This is a genomic window from Glaciimonas sp. PCH181 (genome assembly GCF_003056055.1).
Taxonomy (GTDB): Bacteria; Pseudomonadota; Gammaproteobacteria; order Burkholderiales; family Burkholderiaceae_D; genus Glaciimonas.
On the sequence record NZ_PYFP01000003.1, the window covers coordinates 243,403 to 260,096 of the forward strand.

The following is a 16,694-nucleotide window of genomic DNA, read 5'->3' on the forward strand; positions in this document are numbered from 1 at the left end:
TCTATCCTTATCTGAAATATGACCTATCCTGAGAACTGCCAGACGGCATTTGAGGATAATTTGCGCTAACTTTACCACGCACTTGAGAAATTTTGTGGTACTTTATAACATAAGCGATAAAAATTTTTATTGTGAATGAAAAATACAGAATTTTCTGATTAATTTTTACTAAAATTTGATTTATCTGAAGGAAATATCAGTGAATGATACAAACTATCACGATAGTATCGTCGATCCATGCATGGGTCCTCTGAACAAAGGCCTGGGAGCGTTTGAAACGCCGCTTGCCACTTCTGCCGTCAAAGATTTGCACTGGAATTTGCTGCGCGAGGACGTCAGTCTGCCGACCGCTGTCTTGTATGAAGAGCGGCTGCAACACAACCTTGAATGGATGCAACAATTTGTTGCCGAATACGGCGTCAAACTAGCGCCGCATGGCAAAACGACGATGGCGCCCAAATTGTTTGCGCGGCAATTAGCTGGCGGTGCCTGGGGTATTACATTAGCCACAGCCCACCAAACCCGGGTCGCCTACACCCATGGCGTGCGCCGTGTGATCATGGCAAATCAGCTGGTCGGCAAACAAAACATGGCGATGATTTCGACATTGCTGGCTGATCCGACTTTTGAATTCTGTTGTCTGGTAGATTCTCCGGACGGCGTCGATTTACTGGGTGCGTTCTTCCAGTCACGCAATCAAAAACTGCATGTATTGCTAGAACTGGGTGCTGAAGGTGGGCGGACTGGTGTTCGCAACGCAGCGCAGCAAACTGCGGTGCTGGATGCCATTGCACGTTGGAAGGATCACATTGTTCTGGCAGGAATTGAGCTATATGAAGGCGTGCTGAAAGAAGAAGCAGATATCCGCGCGTTTCTGCAACGTGCAGTGCGTTGCGCGCAAGACTTGGCGCTCGCCGGAAACTTTGCTGAACGTGTCACGCAGCGTCCGGTTATTCTGACAGGGGCAGGATCAGCCTGGTATGACGTGGTGGCGGAAGAATTTTCGAAAGCCGATATCGGCTTGCCACTCGACATTATCCTGCGGCCCGGCTGCTATCTGACGCATGACGTCGGCGTCTATCGGGCTTCACAAGCCCAGATTCAGACCCGCAATCCGGTCGCACGCAAAATGCGCACTAGCCTGTTGCCAGCGTTGCAATTATGGGCTTACGTGCAATCGGTGCCTGAATCGGACAAAGCGATCATTGCGCTGGGCAAACGCGATGCTGCGTTTGATGCCGGACTGCCGCTGCCTGCAACATATTACCGCCCGGGATCGGATGCGCCCGTTGCCACCCCTGCGCATTGGGAACTGACCGGCATGATGGATCAGCATGCTTATATGCACATTGCCGAAGGCGACGATATCAAGGTTGGCGACATGATTGCTTTCGATATTTCACATCCTTGTCTTACTTTCGATAAATGGCGCCAGATCGCCGTGGTGACGCCTACATTCGATGTTATTGATGTTGTCCAAACCTTCTTCTGACGGCCGAATAACATGCACGAGAAAAATGGCAAGATAGACATCCTGGCGTATGGTGAAGCGATGGTTGAGTTTAATCAACGCATTGGCAACGCCGATCAACCTGAAACAGCGCCGCTGTATCTGCAAGGCTTTGGTGGCGACACTTCTAACTTCGCCATTGCGGCGGCGCGTCAGGGTGCGCACTGTGGCTATGTCAGCGCAGTGGGCGATGATCGGTTCGGTCAGCAATTACGTGCGCTGTGGCAGGCTGAACAGGTTGACGTTAGCCATGTAGTGACCGATCCTTCGGCGGCTACCGGGGTCTATTTTGTCTCACACGATGCAGATGGCCATCATTTTGACTATCTGCGCAGCGGGTCAGCGGCGAGCCGTTACCAGACGGCCAAGCTGCCACTGGATGCGATAGCCTCTGCCAAAATACTTCATCTGTCCGGCATCAGTCTGGCAATCAGTGAGAATGCCTGCGATGCAGGTCTGGCGGCGATGCAACATGCGCGGCAAAATGGCGTGCGGACTTCGCTCGATACCAATTTACGTCTACGCCTATGGCCGCTGGAACGCGCCCGTGCCCGCATGCGGCAAGCGTTCGGGCTGTGCGATATCTGTTTGCCGAGTTGGGATGACGTGAATGCACTGACCGGCCTCGATGACCGCGATGCGATTGTCGATGAATTGCTGTCGTATGGGATCGGTTTAATTGCGTTCAAGCTGGGCGCAGAGGGTTGTTATGTCGCTACGCCGACCGAACGTCGGTTGGTGCCAGCCTATTCGGTGGCAGCGCTGGATGCTACCGGCGCAGGCGATTGTTTTGGCGGGGCATTTATTGCGCGTCTGGTCGCTGGCGATGATCCGTTTACGGCGGCACGTTATGCCAATGTAACGGCGGCGTTATCCACGCTGGGTTATGGGGCGGTAGCGCCGATTCCGATGAGGCCAGCGGTGCTAGAGGCTTTAAACAATAGCTGATAACGGTGGCGCTGCGCTTCTGCACAAAATCTTAGGCGGCGCTTGTTAAAAACACGCTGCGCAGCTTATCCTGACAGCATGAGCATTACTCGTAAAGATCTTGAACAGGGCAGCTTGCGCAACACGTTGGCGAGTCTGCCGATTGGCGCATCCCTGCTATCAGAAGAAGCACTGGAAGCTTCCTGGCGCGCTGCGCTGGCGTCACTACCGGAAGCCGGGAATGATATCTGGCTATTTGGTTATGGCTCGCTGATTTGGAACCCGATGGTGCAATTTGCTGAGCGACGACTGGCGACATTGCACGGCTATCATCGCGGGTTTTATTTATATTCCAAAATTAATCGTGGCACGCAGGAAAATCCAGGACTGGTACTGGGTTTAGATCGCGGTGGATGCTGCCCCGGTGTGGCGTTTAGGATAACGGCTGCCGATATTGAAACCGAATTGCGCATGCTGTGGCGACGCGAAATGTTGATGGGCGCTTACCTGCCGCGCTGGTTATCGGTACGTTTAGCTGCGGCAGACGCGGTGCCAAACAAAAACACGCAACAACACGTAAAAGTACCGGCGCTGGCATTTGTCATGGATCGTGACCATGCTTCCTATGCTGGCCGCCTGTCGGATACTGCCGTACTGTCACATCTGCGCGTTGCCAGCGGCCTGTATGGACCTGCGCGCGATTACTTGCAACACACACTTGAAAGTTTGCACAAAGAGGGGATTAATGATCCCAATCTGGCACGCTTGTGGGCGCAATTGCAGAGCGAAGACAGTTAATAGCGGCATTCCTCAGACGTGGTCATTTTTGTCTTTATCCGCATCGTATTTACAATTGCGGATTCAACTTGTCTGCGCGCGAATGCAGCTTGTTCAGCGCGGTCAGATACGCCTTTGCAGAAGCCACTACAATATCCAGATCAGCGCCCACTCCATTGACGATACGCCCCGCCTTGGACAAGCGCATCGTGACTTCGCCTTGCGATTGGGTGCCTGTGGTAATGGCGTTTACCGAAAACAGCAGCAACTCCGCTCCACTCGCGACGTGTGTTTCGATGGCATTCACAATGGCATCTACCGGGCCGTTCCCCTGCCCTTCACACGACACTTCTTTTCCATCCATTGAAAACACGACTTTGGCGCTGGGCTTTTCACCGGTTTCCGAATGCTGGGATAACGACACAAAGCGATAGTATTCATTCTCATGCGATTGCTGTTCGCTGGAGACCAACGCAATAATATCTTCGTCAAAAATATCCGACTTCTGATCTGCCAATGCTTTAAAGCGCGCAAACGCTGCGTTAACTTCGGTTTCAGAATCCAGATCAATGCCGAGATCTTGTAAGCGCTGCTTAAAAGCGTTGCGCCCCGATAATTTGCCGAGCACGATTTTGTTCGCGCTCCATCCGACGTCTTCTGCCCGCATAATTTCGTACGTATCGCGGGCTTTCAAAACACCATCCTGATGAATTCCGGATGCGTGCGCAAAAGCATTCGCGCCGACTACGGCTTTGTTCGGCTGTACGATAAAACCGGTAATTTGCGATACCAATTTTGAAGCTGGCAGAATCTGCGTGGTATCGATACCCACGTCCAGATTGAAGTAATCGCGCCGGGTTTTGACGGCCATTACAATTTCTTCCAGCGCTGTGTTTCCCGCACGTTCGCCAAGGCCGTTAATCGTACATTCGACTTGGCGCGCTCCGCCGATCATGACCCCTGCCAGCGAGTTGGCAACCGCCATACCCAGATCGTTATGACAGTGCACCGACCAAATGGCTTTATCCGAATTGGGAATCCGCTCACGCAGGGTTCTGAGCATCTGACCGTAGAGTTCCGGCACGCCATATCCGACGGTATCGGCAAAATTGATGGTGGTTGCGCCTTCATTAATCACGGCTTCCAGCACGCGACACAGAAAATCGATCTCCGACCGACTTCCGTCTTCCGGGCTGAACTCCACATCGTCGGTAAATTTGCGGGCATAGCGAACGGCCATTTTTGCTTGCTCAAATACCTGATCGGGCGTCATGCGCAACTTCTTTTCCATATGCAATGGCGAGGTCGCAAGAAAAGTGTGTATCCGTTTGCGCTCCGCTGGTTGCAGCGCTTCGGCGGCGCGCGCGATGTCTTTGTCATTGGCGCGAGACAATGAACATACGGTCGCATCCTTGACGATGCCGGCAATGGCTTTAATCGCCTCGAAATCGCCCGGCGATGCCGCAGCAAAGCCCGCCTCAATCACATCGACCTTCATCCGCTCCAATTGTTTGGCGATGCGGATTTTTTCGTCTTTGGTCATGGACGCGCCGGGTGACTGCTCACCATCACGCAATGTAGTATCAAAAATGATCAGTTTTTCGCGTGCGTTGGCTGACATGCTGTACTCCTGAATTATTGGTGAAGGCAATTTTTGAAGGACCTTATGAATATACTCTTTTAACGCCTTTGAATAAATCTACGAAAGAGGATGACTTGAATGCGGATGCCGCGACGGGACCTTCGACGACGTGTAAACGTAAAAAAGCCACCTGCGAAAACAAGTGGCTTTAAGCGGCATTTACGCGTGACTACGTCATAAAGACCGATAGTCACATAGTGTGCTTATTTTTCTTCATGTTCATGCTCTGTCTGCAAAATGCTGACTGGCTTACCCTTGAATAAGCGCCAGAAATACACCCCGAGACCGGACAAACCATACAGTACGAACAAACCGAACAAGACTTTGGACGGCGCGCTGGAAATGACCACCAATATCAACACAACGACAAAAGCGGCAATAAATGGCACCGGCTTGCGTAGGTTGATATCTTTAAAGCTATAAAAAGGAACGTTGGTGACCATTGTCAGGCCAGCGTATAAGGTTATTGCCCATGCAGCCCAACTCAAGTCGGCACCAACAAAGCCGAGGTCATCCATAATCCAGACGAAACCTGCTACCAGTGCGGCAGCTGCCGGACTAGGCAAACCTTGAAAATAGCGTTTATCGACTACGGTAATGTTGGTATTGAAACGTGCCAATCGCAACGCCGCGCCAGCGCAATACACAAATGCAGCCAGCCAGCCAAGTTTGCCCATGCCGCGCAAAGACCATTCGTACACCACCAGCGCCGGAGCAGCGCCGAAAGACACCATGTCCGACAGGCTGTCATATTGCGCGCCAAATTCGCTTTGGGTGTTGGTCATACGGGCTACGCGGCCATCAAGACTATCGAGCACCATCGCAGCAAAAATCGCGATGGAGGCGTAATCGAACTTCAGATTCATTGCCATGACGATAGCAAAAAACCCGCAAAAAAGCGCGGCGGTCGTAAATGCATTCGGCAGCAAATACACGCCACGACGTCTTAAACTAGGCCGAATCGGCCCTTCGTCGTCGTCCTCGTCATCCGGATACGGCGTGCGCAACGCATTTTTTGTGCGCAATGTCTTAGGGAACTGTGTGACGTTACTCTTCGCCTTACGGCGGGGGAAAGTAGCCATGTGCATTCCGTTTCAATAAAAAACAAATTATGGCACCGCGAAGACCTTCGCTGTTATTGGGAATAACTAACGAAGGTGGTGCGAATCGTGATTGGACGATGTTGTCAGCGCGCTTGATCTGTCCCCAAAGGGCCAGCATCGTCAATCACAGACTGGCTAGTGCAGCAGGTAGTAGAGTCTATTCAGAATAATATAATTGGCCTTAAAATTCGGCCAAAATTGTTTCTGTAGCGGATACTTTGTCGCCAACAGCGACTTTCGGTGTTGCCGTTAAAGGCAGATACACATCCACCCGTGAGCCAAAACGGATGAAACCATAACGCTGACCGCGGGTTAAAACATCTGCAACTTTAACGTAACAAAGAATACGTCGTGCAATCAACCCTGCCACTTGCACACAAGTCACGGTTTGTCCGTTTGCCGCAGTGATGACCAACGCGTTACGTTCGTTTTCAATCGATGCTTTATCCAGATCGGCATTGACAAACTTGCCGGGAAAATATTGGACTGTTTCGATCTTCCCATCCACTGGCGCACGATTTGAATGCACATTGAAGACATTCATAAAGACGCTAATTTTGAGGGCTTCACGGTTCGCGTAAGGGTCATGGGCTTTTTCGACCACCACAATACGACCATCGGCTGGCGAAATCACCGCGCCCGGCTGTTGCGGGATAACCCGCGGTGGGTCACGGAAAAATTGCAATACGAATAAAGCAATAATCCAAAAGGGGATGGACCAGCCAGCCGACACAAAGGAGACCAGCAACGCCACAGCAAAAGCAATGGCTAAAAACGGCCAACCTTCGCGGGCGATAATAGGATGTGGATAATTATTCAACAGCGCTCCGGATTGTCTTAAAGAAATGATAGAAATTTGATAGCGTGGCTATTCTAGTCGAGCGAGGATTAAATGTAACCTTTTGCGTTGCAATCAGGGAGTAAATCGACAGTATCTTGAAAACTGAGTCCGAAAATAACGATACGGCCTGTCAAAGAGGCCGTATCGTCACTGATGTTATCACTTACAACAATTAAAACTACTTCTGCGGATCATCAACCGCTTTCATTCGATCTTGCCATTGCTGCTGCAACTGTCGATCCAACTGCTTTGCCTGCTCAAGTGGGCTGGGCCGGTTTGCCGGTAGTAAGCAAAAATCTACTTACCAGCGTCACAGCCCATTTCCTCATTTGAAGCGAACTTTGCCAACCACACGCATGGACAAGGTCGTTTCGCCCGGCTCAAAGCTTGGCTCTTCAACTTGCGCTGAATCGCTGGCTGCTGAGCGCATCATCATTGTTTTAGGCATTGCGCCTTCAGGGGCGTAATTTCCAGAGCCTTCAAAGTCTATCGTATCCAATACGGCGTCGCCTTCGTTGCGGCCCATCGCTCGGGCAATCGAACCAATACGCTCGGCCAGATTCCGATAAGTTGCAGCAATGCGCAAATCATCCAACTTTTTACTGGTGGCGTCGCTAAGACTGAAATTGATCCCATTGAGTGCTAATACGCTTTGCACTGAAGCGACGGTTTTAGGCAAATTGGTGAGATTGGTCGTAGTCGCATCCAGATATTGTCCGACACGCCAGCCAGTCGGTAGCCGTGGTTTGTTTGGATTCGCGCGCGGCTGGGTTTCTTCAGGATAAACCGGATAAGTGTAATAACCACGCGTTTGCAGAATTGCCTGCGGATCCTGACGCTTCAAAATGTCGGTTCCCTGCTTCATCTTCAAATTAACGCGTGAGGCAGCGGCGGCCTTATCCTTATCCTGCTCTTCTATGTTGAAGGTAATTCGTACCTGATCATTGACATGCTTGACTTCGCCATAGGCAGGCACGACCACCAACACACCAGTAGTCGGCACTTTGGTTTGCGCATAAGCAGTAAGGCTAGCTACCGCCAGGACTGAGGAAACCACCAGATTGCGATATCGCGACATAAATAATTCTCCAAAAAGAGAGGCGTTCTTCACGCCTCGCAGAACTTGTAACAACAAAGATGACAGGTTGGCTGTTTTGATGAGGCTAATCTTGTTTAGTTCTCAATTGCAACTGAATCATGTTTGATTTTACACAACGTAACATTCCCTTAATGCTGGAAGAACATCACTTTGCAGGAAATTTGGGGAATGATGCCGCAGCACGCGCGCCTGCCGCAACTGCATCGTATTGATACGGCGGTAATTCATCCCCGCAATGCTTACAGAATAACGAGTCAGCCTCATGCCCCTCGGTTAAGCAATTGGTACAGGTCCGCGTCGTCGGCGTTTGGCGCATCATGCTCATCGCTAGCTCAACGCCGACTATCCCGGTAGGCAACGCAATAATGCCGTAGCCAAGCAGCATCGCCATTGACGTGACCAATTGGCCGAACGGCGTTTTAGGGTGGATGTCGCCATAACCGGTGGTGGTCAACGTCACGATTGCCCAATACATACCGACAGGGATACTAGTAAAGCCATTCTCGGGTCCTTCGATCACATACATAATCGTACCGAGAATCACGCTCATAATGAGCACCGCACCCAGAAATACAAAGATCTTGTGTCGACTATTACGCAGCGCCTGTAATAGCACCTGCGATTCATCGAAATAACGCGGCAGTTTTAAGACACGAAATACCCGCAGCATCCGTAATAAGCGAACATCGATAAGGAAGTGAAATTCCGGCATTAATATAGCGATGTACGTGGGTAATATCGACAATAAATCGATGATGCCAAATAAACTGGTGGCGTACCGCAATGGTCGCTTGACGCATAGCAAGCGAACGATATATTCCACGGTGAACAGAATGGTAAATAACCATTCCAAGCCGTTTAATATCAAAAAGTCGCGTGCGCGAATGGTGCCGATGCTATCGACTATGACGGTGGCAACGCTGAGAACGATAATGATTAATAGCGCGGTGTCAAAACGACGACCGGCAATCGTATCGGCCTCGAAAATAATCGTGTATAAACGGGCCCGCCAACTTTGATCAGGTTTGCCGAAATTGTGGGCTTTTGGAGGGGTGGTTCTGGTGTTTTTTTTCAAAAGAAAATTCTGGCGATTAACCAAGCCTCTTAATTAATGCACGCTTAATAAATTCACACTTGATGAATTCACGTTGATAAATACACGCTTAATAAATACACGCTTAACAAACGCTGTTTTATAGGAAAAAGTATCAATTACAATCATTACGACTCTATAGTAAAAAAGGGACGCTAATGCGTCCCTTTTTAGTACCCACCTATAAATTAATTCTTGATGCGCCAGATACTTGCTATTTATACTAGTAATCTGACGATTGAATCAACTTAGTCTGGATTAGTTTTTCGATTGATCAACCATTGCGTTCTTTTTGATCCAAGGCATCATGCCACGCAGTTGGGCACCAACTGTTTCGATTTGGTGCTCTGCATTCAAACGACGACGTGACAACAATGTTGGCGCGCCAGCTTTATTTTCCAGAATGAAGCTCTTCGCGTATTCACCAGTTTGAATGTCTTTCAGAATAGCGCGCATAGCGTTCTTAGTGTCTTCGGTCACGATACGTGGGCCAGTGACATATTCGCCGTATTCTGCATTGTTCGAGATCGAGTAATTCATGTTGGCGATACCGCCTTCATAGATCAGATCAACGATCAGTTTCAATTCATGCAGACATTCAAAGTAGGCCATTTCTGGCGCATAACCAGCTTCAACCAATGTTTCAAAACCAGCTTTGATCAATTCAACTGCACCACCGCACAGAACGGCTTGTTCGCCGAACAAGTCTGTTTCAGTTTCTTCGCGGAAGTTAGTTTCGATGATACCGGCACGACCGCCGCCGTTTGCTGTTGCGTATGACAAAGCGATTTCACGGGCAATGCCGGATTTGTCTTGATATACCGCGATCAGGTGAGGTACGCCGCCACCTTGAGTGTACGTTGCGCGGACAGTGTGACCTGGCGCTTTTGGAGCGATCATGATGACGTCCAGATCAGCACGCGGTGTTACTTGACCGTAGTGAATGTTGAAACCGTGTGCAAATGCCAGAGTTGCGCCTTGCTTAGCATATGGTGCAACGTTTTCTGTGTAAACTTGTGCGATGTTTTCATCTGGCAGCAAAATCATGATGACGTCAGCAGCTTTTACTGCGTCATTGACTTCAGCAACCTTCAGGCCGGCATTAACTACTTTATCCCAGGAAGCGCCGCCTTTGCGCAGACCAACGGTGACATTCACACCGGAGTCATTCAAATTCTGTGCGTGTGCATGGCCTTGTGAACCATAGCCGATGATAGCAACGTTCTTACCTTTGATCAGGGAAAGGTCACTGTCTTTGTCGTAAAAAACTTTCATTTTTAATCCTATATATAAATAATTGATAGAGAACAGTTCAGATGATCTGTAACGTCCGATAAATTCAGTCAGCCAACAAACGAAGCGAAACTTGCTAACACATGTGGTTATTCATTTCGCTCCGTCAGGGAAGCTAGTTTTTTTGTTAAACCTTCAGGATACGTTCGCCGCGACCAATGCCAGAAGCACCGGTACGGACAGTTTCCAGAATTGCCACCCGATCTATTGAATCAATGAAGGCATCTAATTTACTTTTGGCCCCCGTTAACTCGATAGTGTAGCTCTTGTCTGTGACATCAATGATGCGACCCCGGAATATATCCGCAGTACGTTTCATCTCTTCACGTTCCTTGCCGACCGCACGCACTTTAATTAACATCAATTCACGTTCAATGTGCGCACCTTCGGTAAGGTCGACCACTTTTACAACTTCAATCAGACGATTCAAATGCTTGGTGATCTGTTCGATCACGTCATCAGAACCCCTCGTCACGATGGTCATCCGCGACAAGGTAGGATCTTCGGTCGGTGCGACCGTTAATGTTTCAATGTTGTAACCGCGAGCGGAGAATAAACCCACTACCCGTGAGAGTGCACCGGCTTCGTTTTCAAGTAGTACAGAAATAATATGTTGCATTACAGATCCTCCGAGCCGAGCAGCATTTCAGTCAATCCCTGACCCGCCTTCACCATCGGCCAGACATTCTCGGTTTGATCCGTAATGAAATTCATAAATACCAAACGGTCTTTCATGCCAAACGCTTCCTTCAATGCGCCGTCAACGTCCGCTGGATTTTCAATTTTCATCCCAACGTGACCGTACGACTCAACCAGTTTGGTAAAGTCAGGCAGTGAATCCATATACGATTCGGAATAACGCGAACCGTAATCGATTTGTTGCCACTGACGCACCATTCCCAGAAAACGGTTGTTCAGCAGAATGATTTTTGGGGTCAGATGATATTGTTTGCAGGTCGCGAGTTCCTGAATACACATCTGAATCGATCCTTCACCTGTAATACAGGCAACCGTCGCGCCCGGATTCGCCATTTGCACGCCCATCGCATACGGCAAACCAACGCCCATCGTACCCAGCCCACCGGAATTGATCCAGCGACGCGGTTTATCAAAACGATAGTATTGCGCGGCCCACATTTGATGCTGTCCGACATCGGACGTAATGAACGCATCGCCATTCGTGATTTGGCAAACCTTTTCCACCACCGACTGCGGTTTGATGAACTCTGACGATTCTGCAAATTTCAGGCAATCACGCGAACGCCATTGATTGACTTGCTTCCACCAGGCAGCTAAAGCAACCGGATTTGGCTTGGTTTCGGCGGCATCCAGTTGCGACAGCAGTTCTTGCAGCACATCCTTGACGTTACCGACGATCGGAATATCTACTTTGACGCGCTTCGAGATTGATGAAGGATCGATATCAATATGGATAATTTTGCGCGCGTTGCTGGCGAAATGCTTAGGATTACCGATCACGCGGTCATCGAAACGCGCGCCAATGGCAATCAGCACGTCACAATTTTGCATCGCCATATTGGCTTCATAAGTACCGTGCATACCCGGCATACCGACAAACTTGTCGCTAGAAGCTTTATAGCCACCTAGTCCCATCAGCGTATTGGTGCAAGGGAAGCCCAGACGATCCACCAGACGATTCAATTCAGGCGAAGCGTTTGCCAGAATTACACCACCGCCGGTATAAATCATCGGACGTTCGGCGTTCAGCAATAATTGCAATGCCTTACGAATCTGTCCGGTATGACCTTTATCGATCGGCTTGTACGAACGCATCTCCACTTCTTTTGGATAAGCGAACACATGCCGATGCATGGTGATGTCTTTAGGAATATCGATTAATACAGGGCCAGGACGGCCCGTAGTGGCAATATAAAATGCCTTTTTGACTGTTTCAGCCAAATCCTTAACGTCTTTGACAAGGAAATTATGCTTCACGCAAGGGCGGGTGATACCGACGGTATCGCACTCCTGAAACGCGTCTTCCCCGATTGCATAGGATGGCACCTGACCTGAAATGACCACCATCGGGATTGAGTCCATATAGGCTGTTGCCAAACCAGTGACTGCGTTAGTAACGCCAGGTCCGGAAGTGACAATTGCTACACCGACTTTGTTTGAGCTACGCGAATAAGCGTCTGCCGCGTGAATCGCAGCCTGCTCGTGACGTACTAAAATGTGTTGAAATTTATCTTGCTGGAAGATGGCGTCATAGATATACAACACCGAACCGCCGGGATAACCGAAAACGTGCTCGACACCCTCTTCAGCCAGACAACGCACTAAAATTTCTGCGCCGCTGATGGGCAAATTTGTATCTTGATTCATATTACTTAGTCCTTTCAAGGTCCATTGGAAATTGATCGGATGTTCTTTCCTGACGATAACGGTGGTACACAACCTGGATTTTTGGCATTCCTTTTTTGTGCGTTCACGTCATTTCGTTGCATACCCGTAGGGCACGATTCAAAATAGCGCTTAGCGCGACTCGTTCAGCCAATTACCTTGCTGCATCACAGCCATTTTCTCGCGCTTGTGGCACGGGATAGAACAAACAGCTTTCAAATGTGAAGCGCGTCTTACCATCGATCAGCATCTTGCGCTGCCTTTGGGAAGACCATGGATCCACGTCAGGATTCTGAAGTGGAGTGATACCATAATGCGTACTTTCATTTAGGTCAAGCCAAATTCGTCACAATTCGCACGAAAACGACCACATTTGAACATAATTTGGCACGAATGCCCCACAACACCTGTATTTTTTGATAGCATTCGAACAGCCTGAAAAGTCCTCATTTAACGTGATCCAAAACAACATATCAAGATAACTTTAGCTAGCTAAGTTAGCGCTAAGCCAATTAACGTATCCTGATTTCATAGGTTCCGTTATTAACTAGTCTGTCGCATTTACCCATGCGCCAGCGACGCAGCAGGATTCTGAACAACTTTCAATGGCTGGCCGCGTATAACACGACGCGCCACAATGCATGGCAACTGATAAAGAACTTTCAGATTTTCTCGAGAACGTAGAGCGACGCGCCTTCAAGCAAGCGGTTTACGCCGTCCGTAAAGACGAATCAGCGCTGGATATCGTCCAGGACGCAATGATTAAGCTTGCGGAAAAATATGGCGATAAGCCGTCGGCCGAATTACCGATGCTGTTTCAGCGAATATTGCAAAACACGATTCTCGACTATTTCCGCCGAGAAAAAGTACGCAATACCTGGGTCAGCTTATTTTCCAGCATAGGCCGCGACAAGAGTAACGAAGAAGATTACGACGTCCTGGAAACCTACGAATCGGAAGAAGGAACGCAGGCAGCTGAGTCCAGCTCATCCCAGCTCGAACGCGAGCAAATTCTCGATATCATCGATCAAGAGGTACAAAAACTACCTGGTCGTCAACGAGAAGCCTTCCTGATGCGTTATTGGGAGGACATGGATGTTGCCGAGACTGCCGCCGCAATGGGCTGCTCCGAAGGCAGTGTAAAAACACATTGCTCTCGCGCAACACATACCCTGGCGCAGGCGCTCAGGGCCAAAGGAATTACTTTATGAGTAACAAAGATATTAATTTTGCGTACAAGGTGCGCCACGCGCTAAATGAGCGTATTGATGACATGCCAGTTGCCACGGTTGATCGGCTGGCGGCTGCGCGCCAAATGGCATTATCGCGCAAGAAAAAAGATGCGCCTGTACGGGTCATCGCCCACCAAAACGTGCTGGCTGGTACTGCCAACCATTTCTTCCCTAAGACATTTTTCTGGCTGAAGCCGCTTGGTGTTGCTGCCCCGATTCTGGCTGGCGTGGTGTTATTTTTTGGGCTGTATCAGTACGAGCAACAACATCACATCACCGAAATTGCGGCGATTGACGCCGCCGTATTGGCAGATGAAGTACCGCCCTCAGCCTATCTTGACCGTGGCTTTGACACCTATCTTGCCAAGCACGACAACCCAGAATGGCGCTAGTACCGACATTTAAAAAAAATAGCCAGCCGCGGACAGATAACACATCGTCACGTCGTGCATGGTCTATCCAAGGCAACCGCTTTCGTGCAATTGCGGTGACTTTAGCGGCGCTATTGGGCGTCATTCTGGTGTCGATCTCAATCATCATGCGCTCTTCGCATGCTGCCGGGGTGTCGATTCCTCCGCCGGCTATGACCGGTGAGCTGGCAGTCAAACCAAAACCCATTAATCCTGCTAATCCGAGCAAAGCCAGTAAAGTAATCGACAATAAAAGCGACTGGAGCGATCTTACTGCTGCCCAAAAGCTAACACTTGCGCCGCTCGCCACAGGCTGGGATAAATTAAAGCTATCTACAAGAAAAAAGTGGATTGAGATCAGCAAACGCTTTAACAGCATGAGCGCGACTGAACAAGCAAGGGTGCAGGAACGCATGCATGACTGGGGTAATCTGACACCGGAACAGCGCCGTGAGGTACGCGAAAACTATGCTCGCACCAGAAAACTTGATACTGAAGAACGCGCAAAACGCTGGGCGCAATACCAGCAACTGCCGGAAGAAGAAAAACAAAAACTTGCCGCAGAAGCGGCTACAGCAAATAATCGCAAGCGGGTTACTGCACAAATTCTGTCGCCGCCCGCCAAGACCAAACCAGCTAAGCCAATTCAGTTAACACCGCAGCCGCCACGACCATTACCACCACCGGTGGCGGTGCCAGCACCACAACCGGTGCTGCCGGGCGAGCCGTCTACCCATTAAATTGTCATTCGCGAGACTGCGAGCTAACGCTTGCAGTCTCGTTTAATTTGCGCGGTCTATTTACGCCCTACTTCGCTCATCAAACCTCATCACGAAACAATCGCATCCTTGATATCCTCCATCCCCTCCATCGATACGATCGTCTCCCCCAGCTCAGCAACGCCGTCTTTAAAACGACGCTTTGGCAGCATGATGTATGAGGCAATGCTGCTGTTTGGCATTCTATTCGTATCGGGTCTGATCTTTTCGATGTTGCTGCAGCAACGCAATGCCTTATATTTGCGCCACGGGCAGCAGGCATGGCTATTTCTTGTTCTGACCGCTTATTTTGTCTGGTGCTGGAGCCACGGCGGCCAAACACTGGCCATGAAGACCTGGCGCTTACAGTTAGTCAATAAGGATGACAGCGCGATTACCGTCAAAAATGCATTAATACGCTATTTATTGGCGTGGCTATGGTTTCTTCCCGGTTTAGTCGTGGCATGGGCTTTGGGCGCGCATACCTGGATGCTGGCGATCATTCCGGTCGTCAATTTTGTTTTGTGGTCAATGACCATCTATCTTGATCCGCAACGTCAGTTTTTGCACGACCGCTTAGCCGGCACCAAGCTTATCAATATGGCCGAAATTGCGAAACCCGAAGGAAAAAGGCGTTGGTATCACTAAGGCCTGGTTGCAGCAGACACTTTCAATAAAACGGTCATTTAGCGATCAGCAGGACGCGAACAACGTCCTCATTGACCAGCGGTCGGCACATCAGTATCAGCCGTTGGACGCACAATCCATCCTGATTGCAACACTGTTAGCTCTTCTTCGGTAAATCCGGCTGCCCGGCGAGCCGCGATATTAAACGGACCACGCAATACCGGTGCCTCATATTCGCGTACCAAGTCTGCAAAGGCGGCAATTGGCTCTAACTCGCGCGCCATGCATAGCCAGTTATACCAATGATTCCCTATCGCAACATGGCCCACCTCCTCCCGCAAAATAATGTCGAGAATGTGCGCTGCGGCCATGTCACCTGCTTGCGCAATTTTGGCCCTCACTGCCGGAGTAGCATCCAGTCCCCGCGCTTCCAATGTGCGCGGTACGAGCGCCATCCGCGCCAAAACATCATGCTGCGTTTTTTCAGCCATTTCCCACATGCTGCCGTGCGCCGGGAATGCGCCATACGCAAAACCTAAAGTCTGCAAATGCCGCGACAGCATGTCAAAATGCTGCGCCTCTTCGCCTGCCACACTCAGCCAGTCGGTGTAATACTCATCAGGCATGTCCACAAAACGGCAAACTGCATCCAATGCCAGATTCATAGCGTTGAATTCGATATGTGCAAGCGCGTGAATTAACGCAGCCCGCCCCTCCTCTGTACGCATCGAGCGATGTTTCAGCGTCTTAGGTAAAACCAGTTCTGGCTGCAATGGCCGCCCTGGAATAGCCCTGGCTTCTGCAGCGTTAATCAAAATAGCGGAGGTATCTAGCGTGAATGCGCCACGCTTAACATCGGCAACTAAATGGGCGATGCCTGCTACTTTACCGATTGGATCGCACGTCAGTAGCTGGCGTAAGGCGGCGCTGCGCAACTCAGGCAGCGCGGTCGTAGAAACAACAAAAATAGGATCAGATAAACTCTTCATGCTAGCAGCGGTAAAATAGCGACCTAAAA

At 49.9% G+C, this 16,694-nt stretch carries 17 protein-coding genes; 8 read left to right on the forward strand and 9 right to left on the reverse strand.

Annotated features, from left to right (window positions below):
* Window positions 1-199 precede the first annotated feature (199 nt).
* The 3 genes from C7W93_RS21795 to C7W93_RS21805 all read left to right on the forward strand — a co-directional run bounded on the left by C7W93_RS21795 (window position 200) and on the right by C7W93_RS21805 (window position 3,235).
* The gene (locus C7W93_RS21795) at window positions 200-1,492 is read left to right on the forward strand and encodes an amino acid deaminase (protein WP_108442442.1); all 1,293 of its coding nucleotides are present in this window, start codon (window positions 200-202) and stop codon (window positions 1,490-1,492) included.
* A gap of 12 nt (window positions 1,493-1,504) precedes the next feature.
* On the forward strand, window positions 1,505-2,458 hold the full coding sequence (locus C7W93_RS21800; protein WP_108442443.1) for a sugar kinase: 954 nt from the start codon (window positions 1,505-1,507) through the stop codon (window positions 2,456-2,458).
* Between the two features lie 78 nt (window positions 2,459-2,536).
* Window positions 2,537-3,235 (forward strand): gamma-glutamylcyclotransferase, encoded by a 699-nt coding sequence (locus C7W93_RS21805; RefSeq protein WP_108442679.1) that lies wholly within the window; start codon window positions 2,537-2,539, stop codon window positions 3,233-3,235.
* A 49-nt stretch (window positions 3,236-3,284) separates the two neighbouring features.
* On the opposite strand, the gene C7W93_RS21810 is transcribed toward C7W93_RS21805, so the two are convergent.
* The 3 genes from C7W93_RS21810 to C7W93_RS21820 all read right to left on the reverse strand — a co-directional run bounded on the left by C7W93_RS21810 (window position 3,285) and on the right by C7W93_RS21820 (window position 6,782).
* Entirely contained in the window at window positions 3,285-4,835 is a 1,551-nt protein-coding gene (locus C7W93_RS21810) for a 2-isopropylmalate synthase (protein WP_108442444.1), read from the reverse strand.
* 224 nt (window positions 4,836-5,059) lie between these two features.
* Window positions 5,060-5,938, reverse strand: a complete 879-nt coding sequence (gene pssA / locus C7W93_RS21815) for a CDP-diacylglycerol--serine O-phosphatidyltransferase (RefSeq protein WP_108442445.1) — start codon at window positions 5,936-5,938, stop codon at window positions 5,060-5,062.
* A 202-nt stretch (window positions 5,939-6,140) separates the two neighbouring features.
* Window positions 6,141-6,782, reverse strand: a complete 642-nt coding sequence (locus C7W93_RS21820; RefSeq protein WP_108442446.1) for a phosphatidylserine decarboxylase — start codon at window positions 6,780-6,782, stop codon at window positions 6,141-6,143.
* A gap of 171 nt (window positions 6,783-6,953) precedes the next feature.
* Between C7W93_RS21820 and C7W93_RS24695 the strand changes: the two genes are divergently transcribed.
* Window positions 6,954-7,133 (forward strand): hypothetical protein, encoded by a 180-nt coding sequence (locus C7W93_RS24695; RefSeq protein WP_108442447.1) that lies wholly within the window; start codon window positions 6,954-6,956, stop codon window positions 7,131-7,133.
* Here the strand turns inward: C7W93_RS24695 and C7W93_RS21830 are convergent.
* The 5 genes from C7W93_RS21830 to C7W93_RS21850 form a co-directional block, all read right to left on the reverse strand.
* On the reverse strand, window positions 7,126-7,878 hold the full coding sequence (locus C7W93_RS21830) for an SIMPL domain-containing protein (protein ID WP_108442448.1): 753 nt from the start codon (window positions 7,876-7,878) through the stop codon (window positions 7,126-7,128). The two genes, C7W93_RS24695 and C7W93_RS21830, sit on opposite strands and share 8 nt — an antisense overlap.
* 166 nt (window positions 7,879-8,044) lie before the next feature.
* Window positions 8,045-8,974, reverse strand: coding sequence for an ion transporter (locus C7W93_RS21835; RefSeq protein ID WP_108442449.1), 930 nt, complete (start codon window positions 8,972-8,974; stop codon window positions 8,045-8,047).
* 276 nt (window positions 8,975-9,250) lie between these two features.
* Window positions 9,251-10,267 carry a ketol-acid reductoisomerase gene (gene ilvC, locus C7W93_RS21840; protein WP_108442450.1) on the reverse strand — a complete coding sequence of 339 codons (1,017 nt, stop codon included), beginning with the start codon at window positions 10,265-10,267 and terminating at the stop codon, window positions 9,251-9,253.
* Window positions 10,268-10,412: 145 nt separating this feature from the next.
* The gene (ilvN, locus tag C7W93_RS21845; protein ID WP_108442451.1) at window positions 10,413-10,904 is read right to left on the reverse strand and encodes an acetolactate synthase small subunit; all 492 of its coding nucleotides are present in this window, start codon (window positions 10,902-10,904) and stop codon (window positions 10,413-10,415) included.
* Window positions 10,904-12,631, reverse strand: coding sequence for an acetolactate synthase 3 catalytic subunit (locus C7W93_RS21850; protein WP_108442452.1), 1,728 nt, complete (start codon window positions 12,629-12,631; stop codon window positions 10,904-10,906). Before C7W93_RS21850 ends, ilvN begins: the two co-directional genes overlap by 1 nt.
* Window positions 12,632-13,290: 659 nt before the next feature.
* On the opposite strand from C7W93_RS21850, the gene C7W93_RS21855 reads away from it, so the two are divergent.
* The 4 genes from C7W93_RS21855 (at window position 13,291) to C7W93_RS21870 (ending at window position 15,697) form a co-directional block, all read left to right on the forward strand.
* Window positions 13,291-13,860 carry an RNA polymerase sigma factor gene (locus C7W93_RS21855; RefSeq protein WP_108442453.1) on the forward strand — a complete coding sequence of 190 codons (570 nt, stop codon included), beginning with the start codon at window positions 13,291-13,293 and terminating at the stop codon, window positions 13,858-13,860.
* A complete protein-coding gene (locus C7W93_RS21860; protein WP_108442454.1) occupies window positions 13,857-14,273 on the forward strand; it encodes a DUF3619 family protein in 417 nt (138 codons plus the stop codon). Before C7W93_RS21855 ends, C7W93_RS21860 begins: the two co-directional genes overlap by 4 nt.
* On the forward strand, window positions 14,264-15,031 hold the full coding sequence (locus tag C7W93_RS21865) for a DUF3106 domain-containing protein (RefSeq protein WP_108442455.1): 768 nt from the start codon (window positions 14,264-14,266) through the stop codon (window positions 15,029-15,031). The genes C7W93_RS21860 and C7W93_RS21865 overlap by 10 nt, the downstream gene beginning before the upstream one ends.
* Before the next feature lie 108 nt (window positions 15,032-15,139).
* On the forward strand, window positions 15,140-15,697 hold the full coding sequence (locus tag C7W93_RS21870; protein ID WP_225869996.1) for an RDD family protein: 558 nt from the start codon (window positions 15,140-15,142) through the stop codon (window positions 15,695-15,697).
* A gap of 68 nt (window positions 15,698-15,765) precedes the next feature.
* Here C7W93_RS21870 and C7W93_RS21875 read toward each other — a convergent pair whose 3' ends face one another.
* A complete protein-coding gene (locus C7W93_RS21875; RefSeq protein ID WP_108442681.1) occupies window positions 15,766-16,665 on the reverse strand; it encodes a ferritin-like domain-containing protein in 900 nt (299 codons plus the stop codon).
* Window positions 16,666-16,694 lie beyond the last annotated feature (29 nt).

Bases quoted from the DNA above. Each gene is read 5' to 3' on its own strand.
- C7W93_RS21800 (WP_108442443.1), top strand. From the start codon at position 1,505: ATGCACGAGAAAAATGGCAAGATAGACATCCTGGCGTATGGTGAAGCG.
- C7W93_RS21805 (WP_108442679.1), top strand. From the start codon at position 2,537: ATGAGCATTACTCGTAAAGATCTTGAACAGGGCAGCTTGCGCAACACG.
- C7W93_RS21810 (WP_108442444.1), bottom strand. From the start codon at position 4,835: ATGTCAGCCAACGCACGCGAAAAACTGATCATTTTTGATACTACATTG.
- pssA (WP_108442445.1), bottom strand. From the start codon at position 5,938: ATGGCTACTTTCCCCCGCCGTAAGGCGAAGAGTAACGTCACACAGTTC.
- C7W93_RS24695 (WP_108442447.1), top strand. From the start codon at position 6,954: ATGTTATCACTTACAACAATTAAAACTACTTCTGCGGATCATCAACCG.
- C7W93_RS21830 (WP_108442448.1), bottom strand. From the start codon at position 7,878: ATGTCGCGATATCGCAATCTGGTGGTTTCCTCAGTCCTGGCGGTAGCT.
- ilvC (WP_108442450.1), bottom strand. From the start codon at position 10,267: ATGAAAGTTTTTTACGACAAAGACAGTGACCTTTCCCTGATCAAAGGT.
- ilvN (WP_108442451.1), bottom strand. From the start codon at position 10,904: ATGCAACATATTATTTCTGTACTACTTGAAAACGAAGCCGGTGCACTC.
- C7W93_RS21850 (WP_108442452.1), bottom strand. From the start codon at position 12,631: ATGAATCAAGATACAAATTTGCCCATCAGCGGCGCAGAAATTTTAGTG.
- C7W93_RS21855 (WP_108442453.1), top strand. From the start codon at position 13,291: ATGGCAACTGATAAAGAACTTTCAGATTTTCTCGAGAACGTAGAGCGA.
- C7W93_RS21860 (WP_108442454.1), top strand. From the start codon at position 13,857: ATGAGTAACAAAGATATTAATTTTGCGTACAAGGTGCGCCACGCGCTA.
- C7W93_RS21865 (WP_108442455.1), top strand. From the start codon at position 14,264: ATGGCGCTAGTACCGACATTTAAAAAAAATAGCCAGCCGCGGACAGAT.
- C7W93_RS21875 (WP_108442681.1), bottom strand. From the start codon at position 16,665: ATGAAGAGTTTATCTGATCCTATTTTTGTTGTTTCTACGACCGCGCTG.